This window comes from Ensifer sp. ENS02 (assembly GCF_014851885.1).
Classification (GTDB): domain Bacteria; phylum Pseudomonadota; class Alphaproteobacteria; order Rhizobiales; family Rhizobiaceae; genus Ensifer; species Ensifer adhaerens.
The window spans coordinates 13,965-40,574 of record NZ_JACVAO010000020.1; the positions used below are offsets into that span (position 1 = coordinate 13,965).

Sequence of the window (26,610 nt, forward strand, 5' to 3'; positions counted from 1 at the left end):
GGCTTCCATGATCCAGCGGACACCCTTTGCCAACGCGCTGACCTATGGTGTGATGATCTTCGGCTTCCTGCTTTTGATCGGCCCCTTCATCGTCATCGTGTCGGGCGCCAGCCAGACCTTCCAAAAGGTCAACGCCATACCCTTCAGTTTCGTGCCGCAGGATCGCCTCTTCGAGAATATGGGTGCTGCCTGGTCGCGCGCCAGCCTCGGCACGGCGATGCTCAACAGCTTCGTCATGGCGAGCCTGGTCACGGTCGGCAAGGTAGCGCTGTCGGCGCTGACGGCCTTTGCCATCGTGTTCTTCCGAACACCTCTGAAAGGCTTTTTCTTCTGGATGGTGTTCATCACCCTGATGCTGCCGCTCGAAGTGCGCGTGGTGCCCACCTATGCCGTCGCCGCCGACCTGTTCCAGCCGATCCGCTTGCTGATTTCCGCCGTCACCGGCTTCGAGGTCTCCGTCGACTGGAACCTTCTCAATTCCTATGCCGGCCTCACATTGCCGCTGATCGCCACGGCGACTGGGACCTTTCTCTACCGCCAGTTCTATCTGACCCTGCCGGACGAACTGGCGGAGGCTGCGCGCATGGACGGGTCAGGCGCAATCCGCTTCTTCATCGATATGCTGCTGCCGCTGTCGCGCACCAACATGCTCGCGCTGACCACGATCATGTTCGTCTACGGTTGGAACCAGTATCTCTGGCCCCTCCTGATGGTGACGGACCCGCAATACAAGACCACGATGATGTCGCTGGTTGCACTCCTGCCAGCTGACAACGGCACGCCGGACTGGAACGTGACGCTTGCCGGATCGCTGATCATCATGCTGCCACCGCTCATCGTCGTCGCCGTGCTGCAGCGGTGGTTCGTGCGCGGCCTCGTAGCCACGGAAAAATGACCCCGCTTTCCCCAAACAGAAGAAACAGAGAGGTCCGCGCTCATGGCTGACATCGCAATCCGCGCCGTGCGTAAATCCTACGGCAAGAACCCCACCCTGCATGGCATCGACCTCGCCTTTGCGTCGGGAGAATTCGTCGTGATCCTCGGCCCGTCCGGCTGCGGGAAATCGACGCTTCTGCGGATGATCGCCGGGCTGGAGGAGATCACCTCAGGCGAGATCGCGATCAACGGGAAGGTCGTGAACCGGCTCGAACCGCGCGAACGCGGCTGCGCCATGGTCTTCCAGAACTACGCTCTCTATCCGCACATGACCGTTGCGGGAAACATTGGCTACGCCTTGAAGGTGGCGGGCGTCGCAAAGGCGGAGCGCCTGCGCCGGATTGAGGAGACCGCAAAGATCGTGGGGCTTTCCGATTATCTCGATCGCAAACCGGCGGCGCTTTCCGGCGGTCAGCGGCAGCGCGTCGCGATGGCACGCGCGATCATTCGCGAGCCGAACGTGTTCCTGTTCGACGAACCGCTTTCGAACCTGGACGCCAAACTCCGCGTCACCATGCGGGCCGAGATCCGCAAACTGCATCAGCGCCTCCAGGCAACGTCCATCTTCGTCACGCATGACCAGGTCGAAGCAATGACGCTGGCCGACAAGCTGGTCGTGATGAACAGGGGTGTGGTCGAACAGGTGGGCCAGCCGCTCGACATCTATCACCGTCCGGCAAGCATCTTCGTCGCATCCTTCATCGGCTCTCCGGCAATGAACCTTTTCGATGCCGTGGTCGACGTCGACAACGCTTGCCTCACATTCGGCGGTACGAAGATGCCGATCGAAAGAGGTCTGGCCACCCGACTGGGCGCAAGGCAGATCACGGTCGGCATCCGCCCCGAACAATGTGTCGTTGCGCCTGAAGGCGTCTCGATCAAGGTGGATTTCATCGAGGAGCTCGGCTCCGGCCGCGTCATCCACTCGGAACTGAACGGCTATCCCTTCGCGGCCACAGTCGACGAGCACACGCGCGTGCGGCCGGGCGAGAGGATCACCCTGGAACTGCCGCTCGCGCACCTGCATCTCTTCGACAAGGAGACCGGCCGAAGGATCGAGGTCGATCTGGAGCCGCGTGCCATCCGCAATTCCGCTAGCCAACCGACACTCCAAGCAGTCTGATCGTTTTCATAAATCAGGAGAACCGTGATGAACGACATCATTTCCGCCGTAGGATTCTGCAACCGGACGGGCAAGGGTGACCTTTCGACCCTTGATGCTTCCCTGCGTGAGATTGCAGAGACGGGCGCTGACGCCTGCGAGATCGGGATCTATGGCGAAGAGATCGTCAGCGGCGGCCGCATCATCGAAGACCGCGTCCAGCGCGTCGCCGAGATCACGAAGAGGTACACTTTCAACAAGCTATCGCTGCACGGCCAGATCGTCTCCAACTTCATGGATCGCCAGCACCATCATCTGCAGAAGAAGGTCGTAAGAGCGATGCTCGAGTTGTGCGACCGGCTTGGCGCGGGGATCCTCGTCCACCACTCCGGTGCAGCACAGCTTGCCGCCGGCGAGAACGCCGCTGACCTCGACAAGATGGAACGTGACGCGCTCGCAGAAATGGCCGAGATTGCCAAAGGCTACGGCGTTCGCATCGCGCTTGAGAACATCTTCACGACGGAAAGCGGCCAGTACCGCCAATCCCCGAGCCAGGTTGCCGAAACGGTGCGGGCGATCGGTTCCGACAACGTGGTCGCACTCATCGACTTCTCGCATGCCTATATCGAGGCCACGCATCGCGGGCTCGATTTCCGTGATGAACTCAGGGCCATGGCTCCGGTGACCGGTCACCTTCATGTTCACGACAGTTTCGGCCTGCCCTGTACCATGAACCGCTTCTATCATCCGGCGGAAGCAACCGCGCTCGGCATCGGGGACCTGCATTTGCCGATCGGCTGGGGCGACATTGCTTGGGATGACATCTTCTCTGAGCTGACCTTCCTTCCCGATACGACGCTGATCATGGAAATCAGCGCCGAGCGCTTTGCCGATCAGCAGCTGGCGTGCCTGGAGCAAGCCAGGCGACTGGCGGCAGGCGTGGGGCTTAGGCGCGCTGCTTAACGTGCCACCGACGGCCCTGGCGGACAGCTGAATGGTGCTTCCGGCTTGTCGCAAGCAAGGACACCGGCAGGATCAAGTGTTACCGAGGCGCGCCAATCGACGAGAAGTGCGCCTCAACGTGGCAAACCTGCGCGCAAGCGCATCTGGTCTGCGCCTCTCAGCTGCGGGGCGTCGCCAGAGACCGGCCATATCGATGACGTCGTCTCCGGGCGATGACGTGAGGGGGAACCGAAGCTTTTTCCTTCGGCTTTGTTTGCACAGCCTTTCGCGGTCGACCACCGCTACCACTTTCATGCAACGAACAGAACCGGCGATCAGTGTCCCAATCGCCGGTTCGACCGTCTCACCGGTCGCGCGGTGGACAACAGGGGATACTAGCGGGTCTTCCTGTCATCGAGATCCACGCCTTCAAGCCTCGCCATCAGTGTAGCGCGATCCTCGACTGACCTGAGGCGGACGGTCAAGGCGGTACTCTTGACCGGGACCTGCGGAGGCAGGGACAAGGCGATACCTGGGATGTTCTCGGCGGCCCACTGCTTGAATCGGGGCAGCTTGTTTGCGCCGCTGATCGGCAAAGTATGACTGTATCTGAAGCTCATTGCTTATTCTCTCTGTATGCGGATTTGGCCGGACAGGTCGGCATTTGAGGGATCAACCCCGGGAGGCTCCTGGCGCCGCTCTTGCCGTCGCAGGTAGTGGCGCCAGGCATTCATCGTGCGCGACTGACCCTATGGCTGCAGACGGACTTAACTGGCCGCCGATACTTTTCGCGGTGCGGGAACGTCGACACTTGTCTAGCGCCTCAACATGAGGATCTCGTCGAGCGCCGATTTTTTCCCGGTTGCGCCGGTCGGTGGCTCCAAACATTCAGACGCGGCATCCAGGGTGCGCACGAACTCCGAAAGTTCGCGGTCATCAAGCTTGTCCGCCGCCGCGGCGAGCGAAAACCAACGCCGCTGCCTTTGTGCTTTTTCCCGCCAATCAACCAGTGTCCCGCGCACGTTCAGCCCAAACACAGCCACGCGGCAGGCAACGTTTGCGCCGTTATCCAGGCGTTTCATGTAGCGATAGGTCGTCACCGGCGCCTTAGAGAGGACGCCAATGACACCGCCCTCCTCCAACGCTTCCCGCGACGCGGTCTGGCGGGGCGCAAAACCCTTCATTGGCCATCCCTTAGGCACGATCCACCGCCCGCTGCTGCGCGACGTGACGAGCAAAATCCTTGCCTCGCCATTCTTGGCGATGCGCCAGGGAAGAGCTCCGACCTGCTGCATCTCTTCCGGGGCAGCCTCCTCAGCGGCGCAATAGTTCTTATTGGTGTCCTTCATTTTCCGCTCCCCCTGCCAAACGCGCAGAGAACTGGCGGATGCGCGCTCCGTTCGCGCACGGCGCACGAGTTGCGGCGGGCGGCAGCGCAGTGCGTCTTGCACCACGGGCAACGGCGAGCAGAAAGGGGAAGATGCCGGTTGCAAGCGATGCAAACGGGGCGGGCTGGAGACGCGGGCATAGATACACTCCGTCAATAATGAACCGCACTGTTGGTCAGTGGATTCCCGGAGCGGCAGGGGCTATGGCGGCGTTACAGGATCAGGGTAGCCGGCTCCGGGTAAGGGAGCGTGCTTGCTCGATGAGCCGCGATATCCTGATGAAAGTTTCCGTATGCATACCCCTCACATCGCCCTTTCGTGCAAGCACATCAATGGGCAATTTTGTCGCGCCATACCCAACGCAAGAGCGCCATAGAAATCGCGCGTTCAGGTAAGCGGCGGTAAAGGCTCAGTTTCGGATAACTGGTTTTCAGAACACGGCTCAATCTTTTGACGAAGTCGGACATGAGCCCCTTGCCCCAAGATCGCTCGGGCGCCGCTCACCCGGCCAGAATCCGCACCACGGGCTAATCTTCGGCGACGGCTGAATGAATGCATCAGCGGTAGCACAAGGTACCCAGTGCCTTCGGGGTTGGCAAAGGAGCGATGCAACGCTGCTTGACGGAAACCGACCCGCCAAACTCCTGAGACAATTATGGCGTCGCCTGTGAGGCGTCCGACGTTCGCCAGAAGGGGCGCTTGATTTCGACCAGCTGGCGTCGGGGATCGCCGGCTTTGGCTCTATCGCAAATGAGCGCAACCAAGTCTGTCTTGATGGTGGCGTCGGACAAGAAGTAGCTGTGCCCGATGAAGCCGCCGCCGCCCGAAAATTCGACGAAATCGACCAGCCCGCCCATATGCGACCCTTCCCATTTGGACGCCGCCTCATTCCTGCCCCTGGGAAGATTGCCGACGGCAAGCTGTCCAAGCCGCAAGACGCTGCCAGAGATTATCGTTGACGCTTTCAACGCCTCGTCCCTGGGAGACGAATAGACCGTAAGGTGCAGGGAGCCTTGAGAGGGCAAGGTGCTTGGTGTCGATTTGCTCCCGAAGGCAAGGTCCGGGTCCGAGACCCAGGCGAACAATTTGGACGACGCTACATCGAGATCGATATCGGGAGCGAAAAACACAGCGTTCGCGATCTTGTAACGCTGCCAAAGCGAGGATCGACTGACATAGGCTTCGATGGCAAGCTGCTGCATGACGCTTGCGAGCACATCGGTTCCACGGCTATGCGCCAGCAGGTGCAGCCTCTCTACACCCTTCGTTTCGGCAATGGCGCGAACGGCCTTCTTGAAGTCCGCAACCGCAAACTCGCTCGACTCGCGGTCAATGTTGTAGCCAAAGAACGAGCCGCCAGTGCCTCCGGCGGGCCAAGTCAGGATAATGCAGACAAACTGGTTTTGCAGCGATCGGCAAATCTCGTCCGTGGCGAGTGCGGCATCGTCGAAGCTGTTGTTGTACCCGTGAACGAAGACGACGACTTCCTTGCGTCCGGCTGTCGCGAGACGCCGGGCAATTTCAACCTGCAGCGATGCGACAGCCTGTTCATGTGCCGCGACGGCCTCAGGCGTGCGGCGTAGCCCGCTCGCCGTCGTTACGACGCCGTAAGGCGTTGCCGGAAACCGGCCAGTCTCGGAAACGGCGTCGACGCGAAATTCGCTCGTGCCGGCGGAAGAGTTGCCTTTTGGGAGGATCGATACCGAACCGAAGCTCAGGAATATGGCACGCTTGGCACCGTACGACAGCCTGTTGCCGGACGCGACTGTCGGCTCTCGGTTCGTGATGTAGAGGAGATCGGGAGCCCCTAAAGCTTGTGGCGTTCGAGCAGCCTGCGAGCTTTGCGGCGCCGGCGACGTGGTGATGGTCTGCGGTGAGAGCTCGGCACGCTGCGTGGCACAGCCGACAAGGCAGACAAGGATGAAGAGCCCCGCCATTGCCCGATAAAAATCCATCTAGAGACCGGCCTTGTCCAACCCGTAGACCTTGTCGGCGGAACCAGGAACGGTGCGGGCAGCGACACTGATGCGGTTCCAGGCATTGATCGCCATGATCCGGAACGTGAGATCGGAAATCTCCTGCTCGGATAGTTCACCCCGCACGCTGTCGTAGATTGCATCGGGAACACCGCCGTCTGCGAGCTTCGTCAACGCTTCCGTCCAGGCAAGTGCGGCCCGCTCACGTGGCGAGAACAAGGTGGACTCACGCCAGGCTGAGATATGGAAGAGGCGCAACGGCCGCTCGCCGTGGATAATCGCTTCCTTGGCGTGCATATCGATGCAGAACGCGCACCCGTTCATCTGGGACGCCCGCATGTCGACGAGGATCAGTATACTCTCTTCAATCGCGCCATTCTTGATCTCGTTGCCGAGCACCATCATGGCTTTGACCATGCCGGGAGAAAGCTTGGAGTAGTTGAACCGCTGGGTCATCGATGTTCCATCCTCCGCCTGGCACTCTTGACCGACATGGTCGCCTGTTATCGTGCCGGAAACGCATCGAGTGCGGCAGCTATACATCCGTTTATGCGCCGCTCGACCACGGGCCGCCGGCCAACGGTGGGTCAGATTGAAAACGAAGGCCTTCGGGATATAATGCGGCCATTCTTTCACCAAGGCTGCCGGTCCACCGCCGAGCTTCGGCGTCAGTCATTTTGTTGACCGTCGTCTTCTGCGGAGCGACAGATGTCGAACGACGATGGACTGAGGAAAGATGCCCACTTTCGTGAGCATACTCGCGATATCGCCGAGCTCGCGCTTGATCTTCTCGACAACACACCCGGCCACATGTGGTCGATGGATACTACCGGCCGGTTCATCTATCGCAACCGGAGCATGGACGCCTACTTCGGCAGCAGCCTGAAAGACCACGGCGCATGGCTTGAACGCATTCACAAAGACGATCAACGTTTTGTGGCGACGACCTGGCGGCGGAGCGTGGAAACGGGCGAGCCGCTCGACAGCGCTCACCGGCTGCGTGGCGCGGACGGCGAGTTTCGCTGGTTTCGCGCATCGGGGAGGCCTTCAAGGGACGCCCAGGGCCGTGTCGCCGTCTGGCATGGGCAAACCATCGACATCGAACACCAGAAGAAGGCTGAGGAGAGCCTTCGTGCCCGTTCCGTCGAACTATCCCTGCTGGTCGATATGGTTCCAAGCAATCTATGGCGCCTGACACCCGACGGCACAACGACGCTCGTTAACAGGCGCATGGCCGACTATCTGGGTCTTGACCTGTCAAACGTCAGTGACATTGCATCCGTCATGGACACGATTTTCCATCCGGACGACGCCGACGCCGTTTATGCCGAGCTAACCCGCTGTCTTGCGACCGGGGAGCGATTTTCGATGCGATATCGATTGCTTCGAGCGGACGGCGCCTATCGCTGGATGTCTGGCCGCGCGGAGCCCCTGCGCGACCAGGACGGCAACATCGTCCAGTGGTTCGGCCTTTGCCACGACATAGAGGATCAAGTGCAAACAACGGCTGCCTTGCGCCGTTCGGCCGAAAAGCTTGCGCGCGCGACCCAGGCGGCCAATCTTTCGCAGCTTTCCGCCTCGATTGCGCACGAAGTCAACCAGCCGCTGGCGGCGATCGCCGCGGACGCTGACGCGTGCCTGCGCTGGCTTTCGGCCGATCCTCCGAACGTTAATCGAGGCAAGCGTGCGGCAGAGCGAATTACCCTGGACGTCGCGGCGACCGTCGAGGTCATCAGCCGCATGCGCGCCCTTTTCAAACATCAGCCGCAGGAACGGGCGATCGAGGATGTAAACCGGCTTGTCCATGAGGTTCTTGATCTGATGTCAGATGAAATCGCGGCAACGACGACGCGCATCGACCTGGCCCTGGACCAGCATCTTCCCAGAGTTTCGCTCGATAGGGTTCAGGTCCAGCAGGTCCTGGTAAACTTGATCCGCAACGGCATGCAGGCCATGGACACGACGAACCCACTGCGTTCGCTGAAGATCATGTCCAGCCACGATCACCCCGACACCGTCAGGATCTCGGTTGAGGACACCGGAAGCGGTTTCAAGGATCCCGAGCGCGTGTTCGAACCGTTTTTTACGACGAAAAGCAACGGCATGGGAATGGGTTTGCCGATCTGCCGATCGATCGTTGAAGCCCACGGCGGCCGCCTGTGGGTCGCAAACAACGAGGCGTTAGGCGCGACGGTGGCATTCACTTTGCCTGTCGCCTCGACCGACTAGGGGTGTCAGCCTAAGTTGCCGAATTTCGGAGCCGGTCGGCCAAGCGGTCTCCGTGAAAAGCGCGTGCGACGATGGAAACGGCAAGGGCCCAGGCGACGATGGTCATGGTGACGCATACGGTTGCAAGGCTTGCGTATCCCGAAGCTGCTATCACTGCGCCGGTAAAGACTGGCCCGGCAGCAAATCCGAGCAGGTAAGCCGACCCCGCTGCTGCCGCCCAGCGCCCGCTCTGGTCCAGTGCTGCGGCCAGGCCAAAAAGATACGGAAGTGAAAAATAGTAAAGGACGGCGGACAGGATGACGGCAACACTGTAGGCCACCGGGCTCGTCCAGAGGCAAAGGACGAGTGCCACCACGACGTAGCCAAGGCAGAATGCGGAGATCGGGACCGCCCTGCCCCAGCGAACATTCAGTGCCGTGGCGGCGCCGGCGCCGGCAAGCCCGACGACCGTCGACAAGGTGAGAATGTACCCTACCGCGGCCGTGTCTAGACCGATGCGCTCGCCCATCGGTCCGCTGAAGGCAAATAGACCGGCGGAGACCGCGACGTAAAGAACAATGGCAGCAAACAGCAGGCTTCCAAGCAGAGGCACAGAAGGTGGCGTCCGGGTGGCGGTCCGCTTCAGAGCTCGAAGATCCGGTATGAGAAGAAGAAACGGAGATAGGGCCAGCGTCAAACCCGCCAACAGCGCAAAAATCCCTCTGTGGCCATAGGCTGCGGTCACCTCGCCGCCGATGCCGAACAGCACCACGCTGCCGATTGCCCAGACGAGCTGGAACAAACCAAAAGTTTTTACCGGATTGCAGCAATGAGACGCGACAAGGCTGAGCGACATGGCATAGAGCGCTCCCTCGCCGATGCCTGCAGCGCCGCGCGACAAGACCAGCGACGTCCATCCATCAGATACGATAGAGGCGGCTTGAGCCGCCACGGTCAATACCAGCGCAGACATCCCGGCACGTCGGTAGGATAGCCGCGGTAGCACTGGCGCAATGAGGATCGCCGATACGGCCAAGGCCAGCAATTCGACCGACGCTACGATACCGGCGTCACGCTCCGACAGTGCAAGACCATCAATCAATCCCGCGACCACGAAGGGCGACATCTGCGGAACGAGGCCACCAATCACCTGACAGGCCGTTGCGCCGATCACAAGTGAAAGCGGATCGCCAGACGCGACAGAGGCTGTTGAAGGATTGGCCATGGCCCGGTTTCCCGACCGATTCCTGTTTGTTGAAAATCACCTTTGCATTTCACAACATGGGCGCCGGCGATTTGCCGACGCCGGTCCCGTATGTCGCACATCAAGTTTGCACGAGCCGTCCTTTACGAGCTTCGGAACGGTCGCCGACTGCCATTTCTATCATGATCGATGAAGGTGTGGACCGTAAACTTGGCTTACCTCTTCCCTTCAAGCGCAAATCCTCGACGGGACGTCAGCCCTGCGGTGGGCGGAACATCCGATCGTGCGTGGTCGCACTAGAGACAAGCGCGTCGGGGACGGTGGGCGTTTTGTCGCCGCATCGCCCCCTCCGCAAAGACCTCAAGCGGCGGCCTGAGGGTGTTTGGCATTCCAAGTCCTGAAGTCGAGCTTACCCAGTTTGGCGGATCCAAGAGGAACCAGTGCCTGATCATCAACGCGCGTGCCGAAGTACTTGGCGTCCGGGTCGGCAACAACCTTGCGGCTATCGCCGACGGCTGCCAGATACTCGGAAATGAAATCGCTCATGGGCTTCTTTTCAGGGCCGGCGATTTCGATCGTCTGGTTCTCGGGTTTGCCGATCGTCGCTTCTGCAACGAAGGCTGCGACGTCGTCTGCAGCGATTGGCTGGAACGCGCCGGATGAGACACGGACAGTCCTGTCGACCGTTGCCTCGTCGGCTATGCCGCCGAGGAATTCCAGGAACTGCGTCGACCTTACGATGGTGTACGGGACGCCGCCCTTTTTGATCAGGCTCTCCTGCGCGACTTTGGCGCGGAAATAGCCGTTATCGGGCGACCGTTCGATGCCAACGATGGAGAGGGCGACGTGGTGGCTGACACCGGCTGCACGCTCCGCCGCGAGCAGGTTCGCGGTCGATCGTTCGAAGAACGAAAGTACGGCACTCGGTTCGAAGGATGGCGAGTTGCTGACGTCGAGCACCACCTCGGCACCGGCCAGCACATCGGCCAACCCTTCGCCCGTCAGCGTATCAACGCCGGTGGACGGCGCCGATTGCACAACGTCGTGGCCCTTATTTCTGAGGTGCTCTGCGACCTTAGAGCCGATGCGGCCCGTGCCGCCGATAATAACGATTTTCATGGTTCTGCTCCTTGCGGGCTCGTCGATGGATCACCGCATCCGATCATGAAGAAGGGCTTCACTTTGCGGGCAACACCATCTCCATTTCGGTGGTATCGAGTACGAAAACGGCCAAGATCTTTGCCGGCTCGCTGTCGCTTGCGTTCGCGCTCACGCGGTGGTGATCACCCGGGACTTCGATCCAGTTCTCGCCGGTCTTGTAGACTTTCACGGCACCGTCGTTGATCTGGCTCTTGATGCTGCCTTCGATCACCGTCGCATAGATAAAGGCGCTCTTGGGGTGGGTGTGTGACGGGTTGTGCCCGCCGGGGCCGTATTCGACCAGAACGCCGCGCATGCTCTTGCCCGGCACATTCGGAAGCGCGTGGTCGAACACCACTGTCACCTTGGCATTGTAGGGCTCGTCGGAGGCCGCTACCGGTCCGGTGATCAGCGTCGCAAACAGCAAGCCAATCGCTAATGTTCGCATGGATTTCTCCTCCATTCACGTTGTTGGCAACGGGTGGGATCCTATGGCCGGCCTCCGGGGAGAAACAGATATACGTAGGTTTGCCGCAGCGGCGATTTTGTCTCGGCAGATGTCGTGCCCGCGTCCGAACCACCGCGCAACCGCTTCAGCTCTTCGCGCTTTCACGCTGGCTTCGAAAGATGGATCGGATGGCATGAAGCAGGTCCAGCTTGCGTCGCTCGCGCTGGTTTGCAGGCAATTCCGAACTTGCTCCGATCGCCTCGCGTTGCGCCAGATGAATTGCCAGATCCTCCGCAATTTCCGGACGCTTCGACAAAAGCGGCGCGAACGCTGCCTGATCGACTTCATAGACGGTAAGGCGGGTGACGGCATGGAGGTCGTGTTTCGCCTTTATTCCGGCCAGCAGGCCGTCCTCGCCGAAAAAATCGCCGGGGGCGAGGCGCGCGATTTCCACATCGCCGCTCTTCATCGCCACCACGCCGTTCTTGATCATCATCAGGCTTTCGAACGACCTGCCTTCTCTGACAATTTCGGCGCCGACGGCAAAGCTGCGCGGCGTCGCCGCGGCTGCAAGCCTATCGCGCTCTTCCTGGCTGAGATTGGAGAAAATCGGGATCGCGTCGATCAGGTCCTGCGCCGGTGCGACGGCGTGCTGCGGGTCGGACCTGTCAGGGTTCTTTATGAGCAGGCTCCCGGCAGGCAAAGCAAGTTGCACGCCGTTCGCCCTGCAATGCCGATAGACGAGGTCGATGACTTCGTTGCGCGCCGGGCCGCGCTGTGCCGGGCTGGTGACCCTAAACTGGAGTTCGACGGTGATCGCGCTGGCATCAATTCCCACCAGTCCGACAATGGGAGCGGGCTGCTTCACGATCGCATTGCAACTGTCGAGAACAGCATGCATCACGTCGACGATCATGTGCGGCATACGCGTCGGAGCCACGCGAACCGAGACAATGATCTGATGGTTCTCGTCCGGCTGGCTGATGTTGGTCAGCCCCACCTTTGCCAGAACACTGTTCGGCAGGACCACGAGATTGTGCGCTGCGGTCAGTAGATGCGTCGAACGCCAGTTGCTTGAGACCACCCGCCCTTCCGTTCCGTCACTGAGGCAGATCCAGTCACCAAGAACATAAGGTCGGCCGAGGGTCAGGGCTATGCCCGAGAACACATCACCCAACGTGCTCTGCAATGCGAGACCGAGAATGATCGCAATGACGCCCGAAGTCGCCAGCAAGCCCCCGATCGGCACGCCGAAGACGAATGAAAGGATCGAGAGCAGCACGCCGAGGTAGACGACGGCAACGACCAGATCCTGGATCAATCGTGCTTCTCGCGGCCGGCCATCGAGGACAAGATAAAGCCGGACGAACCCGATCACCGCCCAGGAGAGATGAACCCACCAGAGAGTCTTTGCCGCCACGAGCAGTGTCTGTGCACCGTCGAGATCGGTCCGGTCGTAGCGAAACGGATTGAGGTCGCTGTAGGCGAGCGCCGCCGTCATCGACGCGAAGAAGGCGATCTGCACGATCAGCCGCGCCGTGGCGCGCGCCCTGCCCTGCAGATGCCAGACGACAATTCCGGCAATGCCCAGAACACAAACGAGGACGGGGAACAATTGCGTCTTCTGGTCCATTCCCACTCCCCTGGCGAGGCGGCGTTTCTCCCTCCGCTACAGCCGGCTGGTGGCGCCTTGTTCTGAAAAGGACAAGGGCGAACCCGCCCTTGTTGCAACCCGAACCGATGGTTCTTGCACGCCACGCGCGCAATTGTAGACGTCAGTAGTCCCAGAACACCGGAACCCACCGGAAGCGATCGCCATCGATCGCCACATGCCCAACGGACGGGAAAGGCAGGTGCGTGGCCACCAGCGACGATCCTGTCTCGGCCAGTTCCTTCATGAGACGCACCCGAACGCGAGCCGCCTCCTCGGGGTCGTGTTCAAAGCCGTTGTACCAGTCGGGGTGGTCGAAGGCGACCGCGAACAGGGCGTCGCCGGCAAACATCAGCCGGTCGCCTCCCGAGGCCACGCGGACCACGCAGTGCCCGGGCGTATGGCCGCCGGTGCGCTCAGCGACCACGCCCGGCGCGACCTCGCACTCGTCCTTAAACGGTCGAAGATGGTCGCGATACTCGTTCGCAAAGCGCTTGGCAGTTGCCCTCAGCGCATCCGGGAAACCCTGCGGCATGACCGCATGGGAGAAATCAGGCGCCTCCCAGAACTTGATCTCGGCGGCGGCGACGTGGATCCGCAAGTCCGGACGCAATTGCTCCTTCACGCCATCAACGAGCAATCCGCCGATATGGTCCATGTGCATGTGCGTGAGAACCACATCGGTCACAGACCCAAGATCGATGCCTGCAGCCGTCAGCCGCCTGATCAATTGGCCTGCTCGCGGCAGGTTCAGGTCCGGATCCAGGCCAAGCCCGGCATCGATGAGAATGGTCTGTGCGCCGCTTCGCACCACGACCACGTTCAGCGACCAGTCGAAGGCGTCTGTCGGCAGGAACATGCCGTCGAGCCAGGCTGCCCGATCGGCGGCGTCGGCATTGTGTCCCAACATCGTGGTTGGCAATGGCAGCACGCCATCGCTGACCACCAGCACCTCAATGTCACCGACCCGCACGGCATAGCGCGATGGAACCAGCTCTTCCGGAGCCGATCGACCGGGCGGGGCAGGCTCCAAGGTCGTGTTCGTAAGAGATCTTGCTTCTAGCGGCGACATGACGCCCTCCTGTTTGCCTGATCGAAGAATGCTTTTCACAGTTCACGGCCTGGACTCTAGGTTCGAGCGATATCGAGGGTCGAGCTATACCTCGGTTTAGGTCGGCCCGTTCGGTCAACGGTCGGCGTGTGTCTGGCGAGCTTTGGCGCGCCGGGCCAACCCGACCTTGATGGCCACGAGCATGGGCGCGGCGACGACGAAGAGCAGTGCCACGGCATTGAACGCCGTGTCGAAGGCGATCACGATGGACTGCCCGGCAACGGTCCGGCCGAGAAGCGCCATCGCGGCCCGGCTGGCGGGAACGGCATCCATGCCCCGTGCCGCGAGCATGGCGGTCGTTGCGGCCAGACGCTCGATGACGGCTTGACCTCCCGCATTGACGCTCGCGCCCAGGACCGCGACATTTGCAGCGACGTTGTGGTCGATAAGCGTCTGAAGCCCGGCAACGCCAACAAGGCCGCCGAGCTGGCGACCGGTGTTGAACAGCCCGATCCCGGAGGCGAGGTTTCGTTTGTCGAGATTGGTAAAGGCAATCAGCGTGATCGACAGGAACAGGAAACCGAGGCCAAGGCCGCGCAAAAGGATTGCGGCCATCATGTCGGCGGCACCGCTTTCACTCGTCGAACCGGACAGCATCCACATGGCAAGCATGATCAGCAGGATACCGAAGGGAACGGTTGCGAATGGAGGAAGCCGACGGACCTGCATGAGGAAGGCAGCCAGGATGAGGGCCCCGACGAAGAGAGCGCCGCTCGGCAGAAGAAGCAGGCCCGCATCGGTCGGCGTGAAGGCCAGAACGGATACGGCGAAGGACGGGATCAGGAACGCGCTGCCAAAAAGTGCCGCGCCAGCGACGAAACTGACGATGAAGGCGAAGGCGAAATCGTCCGATCTGAACAGGGTAAAGTCGAGGAGGCCGGTGCCCTTGCGCAGCACCTGCTGCCCGAGAAACAGGAACATCGAGGCTACGCCAGCCACCGAGAGCCAAAGAATGCGCGGCTCTTCGAACCAGTCCCAGCGGCTTCCCTGGCTGAAGACATAGCTGAAGCAGAAAAGCGCGACCGAAATCAGTGAAAGACCAACCCAGTCAACGGGACGTTGCCTCGTCGTCGTGGGTGCCGGAGCTTCGACCATCAAGAGAAGTCCGGCGGCGCCGAGAGACAGAATGACGTTGCAGTAGAAGATCCAGGTCCAGGACTGGCTGTCGAGCAGCCACCCCTGAAGCGCGGGGGCGAGCGTGGCGGGTGCGACCACCGCGCCCATGGCAAACAGCGCCTGAAGGATTGGCTGATGGGCGCTCCGAAAGGCAAAGAAGATGGTGGTCTGCCCCGCAACGAGAAGGACACCGCCGGCAAGCCCCTGAATGACCCGCAGGGCAATCAAGAGATTGAGCGACGTCGTCGCGGACGCCATCGCGGACGCCATCCCGGACGCGAGCCCCATGATGAGCGTCGAACCGATGATGAGACTGAGCGGCCGGATGCGGTTGAGCATCGAAGCGGCGACCATGAAGCCGATGAGCTTGAAGGCGGTGTAGCCGACGTCGAGCCAGGCGAATTCGTCGGGCGTCGCATAGATGTCGCCGATGATGTCGCCGCGGCCGAGCGAAAGAACAGTGCTGGCGATCGCCTCCGTCAACGCCGCGAGCACGATGCCGGCGACAAGCAACGTGCCTGGTGCAGACGCCTCGCGATTTATCGTGGCGGGCAGGTGCGTGGTCATGACCCTCTCCCGAGATCCACGTCGACCCTTGCGGACAGTCCGGGCACGAGACGTCCAGTCAAGGGGCTGCGGCCAAATCGGATCTTGACCGGCACCCGCTGGACGACGCGAACGAAGTTGCCGGTTGCATTGTCCGACGGCAGCAGGCTGAAGGCTGAACCGCTCCCGGGCGCAAAGCTGTCAACCGTGCCTTCAAGGACTTGCCCCGGATACCCGTCGATCCGGATCCGCACACGCTGACCCGGCTGGATGTGCTCGAGTTGCGTTTCCTTGAAATTGGCGACAACCCACACGTCGTCGACCGGAACGATGTCGAGCAGGGAAGTGCCGGGGGCGACGAAACGGCCGACACGAACCTGACGGTTGCCGATGACGCCACCAACCGGGGCACGCACGACCGTGCTCTCGAGGTCAATCTGGGAAAGATCGCGCGCAGCCTCGGCCTGGGCCACGGCTGCGACGGCGGCCTCACGCTGCGCCGCAAGGACGGCAATGCGTTGCTTCTGTGCCTCGACCGTTGCCAAGGCCGCAGATACGCCTGCCTGCGTTTTCGACCGCGCCGCATCACTTTCGTCGACATGCGCCTGGCTGATGGTATTGCTGCGGATCAGTTCGCGCCGGCGCTCATATGCCTTGGCGGCGAGATTCATCTCTGCGACGGCCGACAGCTTCTGGGCTTCGGCCTGGCGAATAAGGGCGTGCTGAAGCTCTGTCTCGGCATCGACATTGACGAGCCGGGCCCTGGCAGCTTCGACATTGGCCGCCGCCTGAGCAAGACGAGCCCGATAGTCCCTGTCATCGATCCGGAAAAGCACATGTCCCGCCCGAACACTTTGATTGTCCTGAACCTCGACGGCCACGACATAGCCGGCGATCTTCGGCGCCAACGACGTCACGTCCCCACGGACATAGGCGTTATCCGTCGATACTTCGTCGCCTGGACGGGCCCAGGCCCAGCCGCCGGCAATGGCCACCGCGGCGCTAAGGCATAGGAGCATGCCAATCTTCTTTCGTTTGCTGGATCGCTTTTCGGCAACGCCGGTCGAGGCGCGTCCCGTGGCGGTGGCAATCTTGTGCTCGAGCGTATCCATTGTCTCGGTTCCCGTTGAAATAGGTTGGCTGCGAAGCGGCCGCGCTGCCAGGAGGATGTCAGGGCCGCGCGCCGCTCGGACGCCACCACCTTGCGGATATCGGTCCTTGCGACTTCAAAGCCCGACCTGTTGGCCGACCCAATCGTCGAAGCGGATTGCACCGAGCCGCGGGTTCTTGCCGGGGGTCAGCGACTGGTCATCCAGCAGCGCGCCGAAATAGCGAGCGTGAACGTCGGGAACGACCTTTCGGTCATCCTTTGTTGCCCGCAAAAATTGCCTGACGACCTCATCGAGCGGCATGGCTTCCGGTCCGGCAACTTCGATCGTTCCATTGACCGGTGCTGCGAGCGCAACATCGGCAAGTGCCGCGGCAACGTCGTCTGAAGCAATAGGCTGGAACAGCGCCGGCGAAAGGCGAACCTCGCCGTCGACCGTCGCCGATTGCGCAATGCCGCCGACGAACTCAAAAAACTGCGTGGCCCGCAGGATGGTATAGGGAATACCGGATGCCTTGATGAGGCTTTCCTGGGCGATCTTCGCTCGAAAATAGCCGTTGTCGGGCAACCGTTCGCTGCCGACGATCGACAGCGCGACGTGGTGGCGAACGCCGGCTGCAGCTTCCGCTGCCAAAAGATTGCGCCCCGACGTCTCGAAGAATTCGAGAACAGCCTTGTCGTCCCAAACCGGCGCGTTGGCGACATCGACGACGACATCTGCCCGATCCATCGCCGCGGCCAGACCTTCACGCGTGATCGTGTTGACGCCAGTATTTGGTGCGGCAGCGAGCACGTCGTGTCCGCGCTCGCGCAGGCTCTTCACAAGTTTCGATCCGATAAGGCCGGTGCCTCCGATGACGACGATCTTCATGGGTTCACTCTGCTTTTCTCGACCGCACCATTGCTGTCGATCTGCGCTGAGAGTGCCCCTATGCTCCAGGGAAGTCCTTGGGCCTGTCTTGAATTACCCTTGTGGATAGCTTGATTGTCCGTCCAAGCGATTGTGTGATCGTGGCGGGATGTTCTAACGACGCAATGGCGTGTTGGTTATCCGCGGATGGCAATCGCCAGCCGGGGAAGTCGTCCAGGAGACCTCAAGGTGCAATTCAAGTTCGCAGATTATCGGCTCGATCCGGAACGCCGGGAATTGACGCTCAGCGGGCAGGTTGTCGCCGTCGGTCCGCAGGTCTTCGACCTGTTGGTGCATCTCATCGAAAATCGAGAAAGAGTCGTCGGCAAGGATGATCTTCTGCTCGCCGTCTGGGGCGGTCGGATCGTGTCGGAATCGACGATCACCAGCCACATAAACGCAGTTCGCAAGGCGATCGGCGACAACGGCGAAGACCAGCATCTGGTGCGCACCATCCCCCGCAAGGGCTTCCGCTTCGTCGGCGATGTCAACCTTGTCGACGTTGGAAACGAGGCCCCTGCGCGGGGTTTGAGCGTCGCCGATCACAATGATGGAGAGGCACGCGTGCCGGCGCCGGCGCTCCCCTTGCCCGAAAAACCCTCGATAACCGTCTTGCCTTTTCAGAACCTCAGCGGCGATCCGGAGCAGGAGTATTTTACGGACGGGGTGGTGGAGGACATCATCACCGCACTCTCGCGCATTCGGTGGCTGTTCGTCATCGCACGCAATTCGAGCTTCACCTACAAGGACCGGACCGTGGAGGCGGCCGAGGTCGGTCACGAACTTGGCGTGCGTTACGTACTGGAAGGGAGCGTGCGCAGATCGGGAAACAAGGTCCGCATCACCGGCCAGCTCGTCGACGCCACGACCGGAGCGCATCTCTGGGCCGAGCGCTTCGAAGGCACGTTCGACGACATCTTCGAGCTGCAGGATGGGATAGCCGAAAGCGTTGTCGGCGCGATCGCGCCGCAACTCGAACGGATCGAGATCGAACGCGCCAAGCGCAAGCCGACCGAAAGCCTCGACGCCTACGACTACTATCTTCGCGGCATGGCAAAACTGCACAGCGGCACCCGCGAGGCGCTCGAGGCGGCACTGCCTCTCTTTTACAAGTCGATTGCGCTCGACGATGAATTCGCCGCAGCCTATGGCGGCGCCGCCTGGTGCTTCTTCTGGCGCAAGCTCAACGGCTGGATGGTCGACCGCACGGCAGAGATCGCGGAAGGCACACGACTGGCGCGGCTCGCGGTCGGGCTTGGCCGGGACGACGCCGTGGCGCTCACGAGAGGCGGGCATGCGCTCGGCCATCTCGCCGACGATCTCGACGCCGGCATCGCTTTGATCGACAGGGCCCGGCTGCTCAATCCGAATTTCGCGCTCGCGTGGTTTCTGGGTGGCGTGCTGCGCGTCTTTCGGGGAGAGACGGAGAGCGCGATCAAGGATCTGACCCATGCCGTTCGCCTGAGCCCACTCGATCCGGAGATGTTCCGAATGCAGACGGGAACGGCGATCGCGCATTTCTTTTCCGGAAATTACGACGATGCGGTGGTCTGGGCCGAGAAGGCACTTGCGAACCTGCCGAGCCTGCTGGCCGCGGTCGCACTTGCCGCAGCCAGCCATGCGCTTGCCGGTCGTCCCGACGAGGCAAGGCGGTACATGGAGCGCCTGCGGCAGCTTGATCCGGCCTTGTGCGTTTCCAATCTGCGCGATTGGCTGCCGATCCATCGACCAGACGATTTCAAGCGGTTTGCCGACGGCTTGCGGCTTGCAGGCTTGCCGGAGTGACCATGGCCGCTCGCGGCGCGCAATGGACGAGCGCGCGGCGTGCAATTGTCCAGCGCCTGGACCACCACAGGCTCTGGGGCGTGTGTTCGGCACGGCAACTGTGACGGGTCGCTAGCGTGCACGCATTCGCCGCTCTACGATATTCATCTGGAGTTCGTGGCAGGACGCCTGTCGCCCAAGGAGCAAAAGCAGTCTCCGCTCTTCGGCTTCGCAGATGCCCGCGCGCCGGCAGTATTCCGCTACGTCCAGCAGTGGCTGCGCACCGGACAGGGCGATCAATTTAACCTCTTTGGCTGTCATGGAGTGCAATCCGCCTGCGGGTGCGCCAATCATCGCGTTCGCGATGTCTCGGGCCGAGCAACGGCCGCCTGCGCATACCGGACCGAGCCTAGGCAATTGACTGGACCGCTGAAACTATACGCAGGTTTGGGGAGACCACTCCACCCACCGCTGACCGGGGCAACGCGCGCGCATGACGCGCTGATGAAAGAGCTGGTCTCGCTTCACGGCGCCCAGGGACGGGCAGTGGTCCCATACTCAGGTGTAGCTCGACCGCCAAAAGACCGGAATCTAGACTCCGCGATGTAATCCTGACCGACATATTTCAACCGCGACGACAGGAGCACATCATGTCGAATGTTCAAACGAGTTCCCTAAAGATCATTCCGCAGGAAAGACCCGCACCGGATGAGCTGGTTCCTTCACGCTATGCGGTACGGGTTGGTGACATCGACGTCTTGGTCATTAGCGATGGCATCTTGACCCCGCCGGCCGAGTCGATGGCCACCAATGCCGACCCCGAGGTGCGGGGCGCCTGGCTCGACGACAGGTTTCTTTCAAAGGTTGCCTTCGATTGGGCGCTGAACGCCGTTGTCGTGCGCAGCGGCGACCAGACGATCCTCATCGACAGCGGTCTGGGCGAGGAGTATCCCGATTTCCCGCGGGCCGGACAGTTTGTCCATCGATTGGAGGCCGCCGGCGTTGATCTCGCCGCCGTGACCGACGTGGTGCTGACGCACATGCACTTCGACCATGTCGGCGGGCTCCTCGTCGAAGGCGTCAAGGAACGGATGCGCCCGGATCTTCGCGTCCATGTGTGCGCCGCCGAGACCAAGTTCTGGCAGGCGCCCGACTTCTCGCTTACCGCCATGCCACCGGCGCTCGCGGATCTCGCGCGCAAAGCGTCGCTTGAGTTTTTGAATGCGTATCGCAGCCAACTGCGGACTTTTGACCAGCAGGCGCAAGTGGCGCCGGGAGTGGTGGTCACCCGTACCGGTGGTCACACCCCGGGGCACAGCGTGGTGCGCATTTCGTCCGGCGGCGAGCGGCTGATGTTCGGCGGCGACGCCCTGTTCCCCGTCTCCTTCGACCACCCCGAGTGGCACAACGGCTTCGAACACGACCCCGAAGAAGCGACCCGCGTTCGACTGCGGCTCATGAAAGAACTTGCAGAGACCGGCTCCTGGCTGGTTTCCACGCACATGCCGTTCCCATCGGTCGGCCGTGTAGCGACCGCCGGCGACCTTTACCGCTTCGTTCCGGCCTGGTGGGACTACTGACGCAAGGCTTCCGTCGGGAGCGAACCAGACGACTGCTCTAATTAATAACAACCGGTCGATTGCTGCCCACGGCGCGCCGTGAGGCATCAATCGGCCGTTGACCTGGTTGGATTGCAACGTTGGCACAAAGACCACGGTCCCGCCTCAACGGGCCTGCGGGTCGATGGCTGCAATAGCAGCGAGGAGATCAAACTTGCCGCATCGTGTACTCGATAATCCCCAAAATTGCCGCTTCGAACTCTCCATCGACGCGGATGCGATTGCAGCCGCCTACTATCGCATGGAGGCAGGCGTGCTGGTGCTGATCCACACGGAGGTGCCGTTCGAATACTCTGGAGCAGGATTTGCCACGAAGCTGGCGAACGGCCTCTTTGCCATCTTGCGCGAGCGGCAACAGAAGGTCGCGCCCCGATGCGTGTTCATGGCCAACTATGCCGTTCAGCATCCGGAATACAGCGGCCTGATCTGCTGATCGCCAAGCAGATCAGGCCGGACCGCAAACAGAGGCGTATTGGGCAAACATCTCGGGGTTCGCACTCTGCACCGCGCCTGCCCCTCCTCGAACGCTCGTATACGTCTCTCGCGGTCACATCAGCGCGTATGTTGAGGCCATGGGATTGGAGCTAAAAACTGAAATGCGCGAGCAGATTTTGCCCTGGCTCGCAACCGGGATCCGCGACGAGCCCTTGGCAGAGAAGGTTTTTGCCGAGCTCTGCGGCCGGCTCGTGCGCTGCCGCGTCGCGCTGAGCAGAGCAACGCTTCATCTGCGCGTGCACCATCCGCAATGGCTGGGTACGCGCATGACCTGGGTGCGCGGACAATCGACCACCAAGATCCAGACCATCGCTTATGACGTCGAGGCAACCGACGCCTTCCTTCGCAGCCCCTTTCAACTGGCGATCGTCAGCGGATTGCGGGTTCGGCAGAAGTTGCAGATCGTCGGTCCACATCGTTTTGCGGTCTACGAAGAACTGAAGCACGCCGGCCACACGGACTACGCCGCGTGGCCTCTCGATCATACGCAGGGCCGCCGCCACCTCCTCACCTTTGCGACGGACCGGCATGGTGGCTTTTGCGCAGAGGAACTGGCACTGTTCGACGCGCTTTTGCCCTGGTTGTCCCTCGTCACCGAAATCCGCGTCAAGAGCCAGCTGGCTCGCACGTTGCTGGACACCTATGTCGGCTCGCATGCCTCTGCAGAAGTGTTGCGTGGCGCAACCAGACGAGGGACGGGCGCCACGATCGATGCAGCAATTCTCGTCTGTGATCTGAGGGACTTCACCCGTCTGTCCGACCGATTGCCGCGTGACGAACTGATCGAGATATTGAACGGCTTCTTCGACGCTGTCGGAGAGCCGATCGAACAGCATGGGGGAGAAATCCTGAAGTTCATCGGAGACGGTCTGCTCGCCGTTTTTCCCATGGACCGGCCGCAGGCCTGCATGCACCTCATCGCGGCGGTCCAGGAGGGGTATCAGGCGGCATCCCGACTTTGGCCGCAGGACGACCGAATGCGCTTCGGCATGGGCGTCCACCTCGGCAAGGTCAACTATGGCAACATCGGTTCAAGACACCGTCTCGACTTCACCGTGATCGGGTCAGCCGTCAATAGGGCCTTCAAGCTGGAGGCGCTGACCAAACGCCTGCGCCGTCCCGTCCTTCTTTCGGGAGAATTCGTGGACGCGGCAGCCTGCCACGAGCAGACCGAACACCTCGGGCGACACGTGCTCGAGGGCATAGCAACTGCCGTTGAGGTCCATGCCCTGCGACTTTAAAGTCCCGAGACATCGCGTTGACGTTCAGGCCCTTGAACGGCCGCGAATGGTCGCCGAAACCAAGGTATACCTTTCCCGCCATGCGCCAGCTGCTAGCGTCTTCACGTCGCATGCCGGCCGTTACTCCCGGAGAAACAAGGTCCCGCAGGGCGTCGAAACGGTCCTCCGTTAGCGACGGCGCCCACCGCAGGACCGCGCTTCGGGAGCTGAGCATCGCGGCCCGAAACCACCATTTGATGCGGCACGACCAGCACAGAAAGGAATGGCCATGACAGCCGAGCAACCCGGTCACGGATACGTAACGACAGAAGACTCGACCAGGATTTTTTACAAGGATTGGGGTCCGCGCGACGCGCAGCCGATCGTGTTTCATCACGGCTGGCCATTGAGCGGAGATGACTGGGACAACCAGATGCTCTTCTTCCTCGCAAAAGGCTATCGCGTCATTGCCCATGACCGTCGTGGCCACGGGCGATCGGAGCAGGTGAGCGGTGGCCATGACATGGATCACTACGCCTCCGACGTGGCCTCTCTCGTGCGGCAATTGGATCTGCGCAACGCGATCCATATCGGGCATTCGACGGGCGGAGGCGAAGCGACCCGGTACGTCGCCCGTCACGGCAAGGGGCGTGTGGCCAAGCTCGTCCTGATCGGCGCCGTGCCACCGCTTATGCTGAAGACGCCGAACAATCCCGAGGGGCTTCCGATCGAGGCGCTCGACGGCTATCGCGAGGCCCTTGCGGCCAACAGGGCGCAGCTCTATCACGACATCGCAAACGGCCCTTTTTACGGCTTCAACCGGCCAGGCGCCACGCCGTCCGCAGCGGTCAGCCAAAATTGGTGGCGACAGGGGATGATGGGAGCCGCCAACGCCCATTACCTTGGCGTCAAGGCCTTCTCGGAGACCGACTTTACCGAAGACCTGAAGATGATCGATGTGCCGGCGCTGGTGCTGCATGGCGATGACGACCAGGTTGTTCCGCTCGCGATTTCCGCCCCCCGTTCAGCTCAGCTCCTGAAGAACTCCACCCTCAAGATTTACAAGGGCTTCCCTCACGGCATGGCGACCACACACGCGGACGTCATCAACCAGGACATCCTAAGCTTCATCACCAAGTAGCGTGTCAAAGGGCGCCTCAGGCGCCCTTTTTTCCACTAGACGGTGGGGGTTCGTCACACTCAGAAGTGCCCGCAAATCCGCCGCCGGCCGCCGGGAGCATTTTTCCGGCGAACTGCTCCTCGATGCCAAGTGCATTTGGATAGCCAAACTTCAGTTTACTTTCGGCAAGGTCAGCCCGGCCGTATGGGTAGAGCGACGTCATGAGAGGTCGAACCGACCGGACTTTGAAACGGAAACGAGCTTCGAGCGGTTGAGGCCACCGCTCGCCCGGAAGGAATGGAGGATTTCATGTGTTCCCCGATCAAACGGACCGCAAACTTCGGTGTGCCGTGAGAAAAAGCCTACGGCTATTCCCAGGCCGTGCAGGTTAAAGGCATCATCTATGTCTCCGGACAGCTAAGCCACGACAGGGCCGGCAACCTCGTGGCCCCGGCAAGGCTGGACCCAGCCGGAAGACCTGTCGATTTTTCGAGCATGGAAGAGCAGATGCGGCAGACCTACGCCAATGCCGTCGCTGTCCTTGCCGAATTCGGCGCTTCACTCGACGACGTGGTCGAAGAGACACTCTACGTACTCGATGTGGACGCCGCGTTTGCGGCCGCTGGCAGGGTCCGCAAGGAAATGTATGGAGCGGAGATACCGGAGTGTGCGAGCAACCTGATTGGTGTTTCCCGCCTGGCATTTCCCGAACAGCTGATCGAGGTCACCTTTCGGGCGATCGCACCGTGCGTTTCGCTTTGTAGCGTCTGACTGCAAACCATCGAGTGCTGACGGAACATACGGAAGGGTCTTCGAACCCACGGGAGGGCAAACCTTCGTTTTATAGCCAGCAAAACCACGTCGGATAAAATAGGCGAATGTTGGTTCTTGACGATCAAGGGAGCTAAGCGATGCCCGAACGTTCAAACCCCATCGAAAACGCCACCGACGTCAACGTGGTCCACATCATCGACGACGATGAGAGAATTCGCTCGGCGCTGCTTGAACTCTTTGGTTCTTCCGGAATACCGGCCGAGGCGTTCGTCGACACTGCGGATTTCGACGAAAGGGGTGATCCAGAGGCCGTAGGATGCCTGTTGCTCGATGTGAAACTGCCAGGCATGAGCGGTATCGAGTATCAAAGGAAACTGTCGGATGCGGGCTTCGACCTTCCAATCGTTTTCATGACCGGCGATGGAGACGTCCCGACGAGCGTCACCGCCATGAAGGCGGGAGCCGTCGATTTCCTGTTGAAACCCTTCGAGGTGGATGATCTGCTTTCTGCAGTGGCCGCGGCTATCGAGGAAGGGAGAAAACAACGCGAAGTGGCTGCAAGGAGAAAACATGCTCGCCAGTGCGCGGACAGCCTCACCCCCCGTGAAAGACAAGTGATGAAGCTCGTCACGGAAGGTCTCATGAACAAGCAGGCCGCCTTCGAACTGGGGATCAGCGAAATCATGGTCAAACTTCATCGCGCAAGCGCAATGAAGAAGATGCAGGCCCGGACCTTCAGTGACCTCGTAAGGAAATCGGAACTGCTGCAGTGAGGTCTCGGCGGGAGCTAAAGACGGCAATGATCGACCACGCCTCTTTTCCGGCCGCCCTGGTCAAGATGCATGCCCGCAACGTCGCCTGTCCTGAAAGACAACCGGCTCCGCGCCGCGATCGGCCCGCTAAACGAATGTATAGTGATGCGGATGCGTGAAAGACCGTAAGCTTCCATCATCATCCTTCGCCGGCACCTTCGTTAGGAGGTGATGATCCAAGTGTCGCAGCCCCCTCCCCGCGGCACGACCGCCAAAGGCCGGCACACCTAGGGGCCGTTTGCCCACGGGCAGGCGGCCTCCCTTTCCCTGGCAAGGGTCTATTCCTGCAGACCTGTGAGTTGCTCAGTTCCGTCGTAGCTGTTCAGTCTTCCGCACGAGATCTGCCAGCGAACGGCTCTGCATCTTGCGCATGACGCTCATTCGATGGAGCTTCACCGTCATTTCGCTGATGCCGAGCTGGTAGGCGACCTGTTTGTTCATCAGGCCACTCACGACTGCAAACATTACTTCCTGCTCGCGAGGAGAAAGAGTATCCGCCAGCGCCCGGATCCGGTCGCGCTCCGCCTCGGCCTTGCGGCGCTCGGCGTCGAGCTTAATGGCACGCTCCACCGCCTCAAGCAGATCCTGATCGGCGAACGGCTTGGTGATGAAATCCATGGCGCCAGCCTTCATCGCCTTTACGCTGGTCGGGACATCTGCATGCCCCGTCAGAAAGATCACCGGCAGGCGACTACCAGCAAGAGAAAGATGCTCCTGGAGGTCCAGACCCGTGCCCCCTGGCATGTTGAAATCCAGAACAAGGCAACCGGGCGCCCGGATGTCTGCCGTCTCCAAAAACTCAGGCCCGTTCGAGAACGCAGTCACCCGTTTTTGGGTCACCATGAACAAATCGAGCAGCGCTTCCCTCATGGCCTCGTCGTCGTCGACGACGTAGACGATCGGTTCCGCAGGCTGTTCCGTCTTGGTTTGAGCGTGTTGCATCAGATTGGCCTCTGTTTCGTCCCGCATGCATCATCGACGATCACGACGGGCGGGCGTTCGCTTTGACAATGTGCCTGC

Annotated in this window: 24 protein-coding genes and 1 pseudogene; 11 read left to right on the forward strand and 14 right to left on the reverse strand. The window is 61.1% G+C overall.

The window, feature by feature from the left end; translation table 11 throughout:
• Positions 1-7 precede the first annotated feature (7 nt).
• From IB262_RS30160 to IB262_RS30170, 3 genes are read left to right on the forward strand one after another with little or no spacing between them, the layout of a single operon-like run.
• On the forward strand, positions 8-895 hold the full coding sequence (locus IB262_RS30160; RefSeq protein ID WP_060521200.1) for an ABC transporter permease subunit: 888 nt from the start codon (positions 8-10) through the stop codon (positions 893-895).
• Positions 896-937: 42 nt separating this feature from the next.
• A complete protein-coding gene (locus tag IB262_RS30165; protein ID WP_060521201.1) occupies positions 938-2,059 on the forward strand; it encodes a sn-glycerol-3-phosphate import ATP-binding protein UgpC in 1,122 nt (373 codons plus the stop codon).
• Between the two features lie 27 nt (positions 2,060-2,086).
• Complete coding sequence (locus tag IB262_RS30170; protein WP_060521202.1) at positions 2,087-3,001, forward strand: sugar phosphate isomerase/epimerase; 915 nt, start codon at positions 2,087-2,089, stop codon at positions 2,999-3,001.
• A 794-nt stretch (positions 3,002-3,795) separates the two neighbouring features.
• Here IB262_RS30170 and IB262_RS30175 read toward each other — a convergent pair.
• From IB262_RS30175 to IB262_RS30185, 4 genes are all read right to left on the reverse strand, one after another.
• Complete coding sequence (locus IB262_RS30175) at positions 3,796-4,329, reverse strand: NUDIX hydrolase (protein ID WP_110819043.1); 534 nt, start codon at positions 4,327-4,329, stop codon at positions 3,796-3,798.
• Between the two features lie 368 nt (positions 4,330-4,697).
• Positions 4,698-4,835, reverse strand: coding sequence for a hypothetical protein (locus tag IB262_RS35760; protein WP_162727226.1), 138 nt, complete (start codon positions 4,833-4,835; stop codon positions 4,698-4,700).
• Between the two features lie 186 nt (positions 4,836-5,021).
• Positions 5,022-6,323, reverse strand: a complete 1,302-nt coding sequence (locus tag IB262_RS30180; protein ID WP_110819042.1) for an alpha/beta hydrolase — start codon at positions 6,321-6,323, stop codon at positions 5,022-5,024.
• Positions 6,324-6,800, reverse strand: coding sequence for a carboxymuconolactone decarboxylase family protein (locus IB262_RS30185; protein ID WP_060582812.1), 477 nt, complete (start codon positions 6,798-6,800; stop codon positions 6,324-6,326).
• Positions 6,801-7,052: 252 nt separating this feature from the next.
• Between IB262_RS30185 and IB262_RS30190 the strand changes: the two genes are divergently transcribed.
• Positions 7,053-8,573, forward strand: a complete 1,521-nt coding sequence (locus IB262_RS30190) for a PAS domain-containing sensor histidine kinase (RefSeq protein ID WP_060521206.1) — start codon at positions 7,053-7,055, stop codon at positions 8,571-8,573.
• Positions 8,574-8,583: 10 nt separating this feature from the next.
• Here IB262_RS30190 and IB262_RS30195 read toward each other — a convergent pair whose 3' ends face one another.
• From IB262_RS30195 to IB262_RS30230, 8 genes are all read right to left on the reverse strand, one after another.
• The gene (locus IB262_RS30195) at positions 8,584-9,777 is read right to left on the reverse strand and encodes an MFS transporter (protein ID WP_060521207.1); all 1,194 of its coding nucleotides are present in this window, start codon (positions 9,775-9,777) and stop codon (positions 8,584-8,586) included.
• A 339-nt stretch (positions 9,778-10,116) separates the two neighbouring features.
• Complete coding sequence (locus IB262_RS30200; protein ID WP_060521208.1) at positions 10,117-10,875, reverse strand: SDR family oxidoreductase; 759 nt, start codon at positions 10,873-10,875, stop codon at positions 10,117-10,119.
• Positions 10,876-10,933: 58 nt separating this feature from the next.
• Positions 10,934-11,344, reverse strand: coding sequence for a cupin domain-containing protein (locus tag IB262_RS30205; protein ID WP_192494109.1), 411 nt, complete (start codon positions 11,342-11,344; stop codon positions 10,934-10,936).
• A gap of 145 nt (positions 11,345-11,489) precedes the next feature.
• Positions 11,490-12,977: a mechanosensitive ion channel family protein gene (locus tag IB262_RS30210; RefSeq protein ID WP_110819040.1), complete on the reverse strand. Its 1,488-nt coding sequence runs from the start codon at positions 12,975-12,977 to the stop codon at positions 11,490-11,492.
• A 142-nt stretch (positions 12,978-13,119) separates the two neighbouring features.
• The gene (locus IB262_RS30215) at positions 13,120-14,067 is read right to left on the reverse strand and encodes an MBL fold metallo-hydrolase (RefSeq protein ID WP_060521211.1); all 948 of its coding nucleotides are present in this window, start codon (positions 14,065-14,067) and stop codon (positions 13,120-13,122) included.
• Positions 14,068-14,181: 114 nt separating this feature from the next.
• Positions 14,182-15,789: an MFS transporter gene (locus IB262_RS30220; protein WP_110819039.1), complete on the reverse strand. Its 1,608-nt coding sequence runs from the start codon at positions 15,787-15,789 to the stop codon at positions 14,182-14,184.
• Complete coding sequence (locus tag IB262_RS30225; RefSeq protein ID WP_110819038.1) at positions 15,786-16,880, reverse strand: HlyD family secretion protein; 1,095 nt, start codon at positions 16,878-16,880, stop codon at positions 15,786-15,788. Before IB262_RS30225 ends, IB262_RS30220 begins: the two co-directional genes overlap by 4 nt.
• Before the next feature lie 114 nt (positions 16,881-16,994).
• Positions 16,995-17,747, reverse strand: a complete 753-nt coding sequence (locus tag IB262_RS30230; protein WP_060521214.1) for an SDR family oxidoreductase — start codon at positions 17,745-17,747, stop codon at positions 16,995-16,997.
• Between the two features lie 228 nt (positions 17,748-17,975).
• Here IB262_RS30230 and IB262_RS30235 point away from each other — a divergent pair, with 228 nt between their 5' ends.
• Entirely contained in the window at positions 17,976-19,571 is a 1,596-nt protein-coding gene (locus tag IB262_RS30235; RefSeq protein WP_110819037.1) for a winged helix-turn-helix domain-containing tetratricopeptide repeat protein, read from the forward strand.
• A gap of 111 nt (positions 19,572-19,682) precedes the next feature.
• Here the strand turns inward: IB262_RS30235 and IB262_RS36120 are convergent, their stop codons facing one another.
• On the reverse strand, positions 19,683-19,871 hold the full coding sequence (locus tag IB262_RS36120) for a hypothetical protein (RefSeq protein WP_110819065.1): 189 nt from the start codon (positions 19,869-19,871) through the stop codon (positions 19,683-19,685).
• A 329-nt stretch (positions 19,872-20,200) separates the two neighbouring features.
• Between IB262_RS36120 and IB262_RS30240 the strand changes: the two genes are divergently transcribed.
• The 6 genes and pseudogenes from IB262_RS30240 (at position 20,201) to IB262_RS30265 (ending at position 25,551) form a co-directional block, all read left to right on the forward strand.
• A complete protein-coding gene (locus IB262_RS30240) occupies positions 20,201-21,130 on the forward strand; it encodes an MBL fold metallo-hydrolase (protein ID WP_060582823.1) in 930 nt (309 codons plus the stop codon).
• A gap of 193 nt (positions 21,131-21,323) precedes the next feature.
• Positions 21,324-21,602, forward strand: coding sequence for an N-acetyltransferase (locus IB262_RS30245; RefSeq protein WP_210207579.1), 279 nt, complete (start codon positions 21,324-21,326; stop codon positions 21,600-21,602).
• A gap of 163 nt (positions 21,603-21,765) precedes the next feature.
• Positions 21,766-22,905, forward strand: coding sequence for an adenylate/guanylate cyclase domain-containing protein (locus tag IB262_RS30250; RefSeq protein WP_246802756.1), 1,140 nt, complete (start codon positions 21,766-21,768; stop codon positions 22,903-22,905).
• Between the two features lie 268 nt (positions 22,906-23,173).
• On the forward strand, positions 23,174-24,025 hold the full coding sequence (locus tag IB262_RS30255) for an alpha/beta hydrolase (RefSeq protein ID WP_110819064.1): 852 nt from the start codon (positions 23,174-23,176) through the stop codon (positions 24,023-24,025).
• A gap of 288 nt (positions 24,026-24,313) precedes the next feature.
• Positions 24,314-24,775 (forward strand): annotated as a pseudogene (locus tag IB262_RS30260) (Rid family hydrolase).
• Between the two features lie 140 nt (positions 24,776-24,915).
• Positions 24,916-25,551: a response regulator gene (locus IB262_RS30265; RefSeq protein ID WP_060582827.1), complete on the forward strand. Its 636-nt coding sequence runs from the start codon at positions 24,916-24,918 to the stop codon at positions 25,549-25,551.
• A 342-nt stretch (positions 25,552-25,893) separates the two neighbouring features.
• On the opposite strand, the gene IB262_RS30270 is transcribed toward IB262_RS30265, so the two are convergent.
• A complete protein-coding gene (locus IB262_RS30270) occupies positions 25,894-26,532 on the reverse strand; it encodes a response regulator transcription factor (protein WP_192494116.1) in 639 nt (212 codons plus the stop codon).
• Positions 26,533-26,610 lie beyond the last annotated feature (78 nt).

Bases quoted from the DNA above. Each gene is read 5' to 3' on its own strand.
- IB262_RS30255 (WP_110819064.1), top strand. From the start codon at position 23,174: ATGACAGCCGAGCAACCCGGTCACGGATACGTAACGACAGAAGACTCG.
- IB262_RS30180 (WP_110819042.1), bottom strand. From the start codon at position 6,323: ATGGATTTTTATCGGGCAATGGCGGGGCTCTTCATCCTTGTCTGCCTT.
- IB262_RS30165 (WP_060521201.1), top strand. From the start codon at position 938: ATGGCTGACATCGCAATCCGCGCCGTGCGTAAATCCTACGGCAAGAAC.
- IB262_RS36120 (WP_110819065.1), bottom strand. From the start codon at position 19,871: ATGACAGCCAAAGAGGTTAAATTGATCGCCCTGTCCGGTGCGCAGCCA.
- IB262_RS30210 (WP_110819040.1), bottom strand. From the start codon at position 12,977: ATGGACCAGAAGACGCAATTGTTCCCCGTCCTCGTTTGTGTTCTGGGC.
- IB262_RS30195 (WP_060521207.1), bottom strand. From the start codon at position 9,777: ATGGCCAATCCTTCAACAGCCTCTGTCGCGTCTGGCGATCCGCTTTCA.
- IB262_RS30200 (WP_060521208.1), bottom strand. From the start codon at position 10,875: ATGAAAATCGTTATTATCGGCGGCACGGGCCGCATCGGCTCTAAGGTC.
- IB262_RS35760 (WP_162727226.1), bottom strand. From the start codon at position 4,835: ATGTCCGACTTCGTCAAAAGATTGAGCCGTGTTCTGAAAACCAGTTAT.
- IB262_RS30170 (WP_060521202.1), top strand. From the start codon at position 2,087: ATGAACGACATCATTTCCGCCGTAGGATTCTGCAACCGGACGGGCAAG.
- IB262_RS30230 (WP_060521214.1), bottom strand. From the start codon at position 17,747: ATGAAGATCGTCGTCATCGGAGGCACCGGCCTTATCGGATCGAAACTT.
- IB262_RS30250 (WP_246802756.1), top strand. From the start codon at position 21,766: ATGCGCGAGCAGATTTTGCCCTGGCTCGCAACCGGGATCCGCGACGAG.
- IB262_RS30185 (WP_060582812.1), bottom strand. From the start codon at position 6,800: ATGACCCAGCGGTTCAACTACTCCAAGCTTTCTCCCGGCATGGTCAAA.
- IB262_RS30160 (WP_060521200.1), top strand. From the start codon at position 8: ATGATCCAGCGGACACCCTTTGCCAACGCGCTGACCTATGGTGTGATG.
- IB262_RS30175 (WP_110819043.1), bottom strand. From the start codon at position 4,329: ATGAAGGACACCAATAAGAACTATTGCGCCGCTGAGGAGGCTGCCCCG.
- IB262_RS30270 (WP_192494116.1), bottom strand. From the start codon at position 26,532: ATGCAACACGCTCAAACCAAGACGGAACAGCCTGCGGAACCGATCGTC.
- IB262_RS30225 (WP_110819038.1), bottom strand. From the start codon at position 16,880: ATGGATACGCTCGAGCACAAGATTGCCACCGCCACGGGACGCGCCTCG.
- IB262_RS30205 (WP_192494109.1), bottom strand. From the start codon at position 11,344: ATGCGAACATTAGCGATTGGCTTGCTGTTTGCGACGCTGATCACCGGA.
- IB262_RS30190 (WP_060521206.1), top strand. From the start codon at position 7,053: ATGTCGAACGACGATGGACTGAGGAAAGATGCCCACTTTCGTGAGCAT.
- IB262_RS30215 (WP_060521211.1), bottom strand. From the start codon at position 14,067: ATGTCGCCGCTAGAAGCAAGATCTCTTACGAACACGACCTTGGAGCCT.
- IB262_RS30220 (WP_110819039.1), bottom strand. From the start codon at position 15,789: ATGACCACGCACCTGCCCGCCACGATAAATCGCGAGGCGTCTGCACCA.
- IB262_RS30240 (WP_060582823.1), top strand. From the start codon at position 20,201: ATGTCGAATGTTCAAACGAGTTCCCTAAAGATCATTCCGCAGGAAAGA.
- IB262_RS30265 (WP_060582827.1), top strand. From the start codon at position 24,916: ATGCCCGAACGTTCAAACCCCATCGAAAACGCCACCGACGTCAACGTG.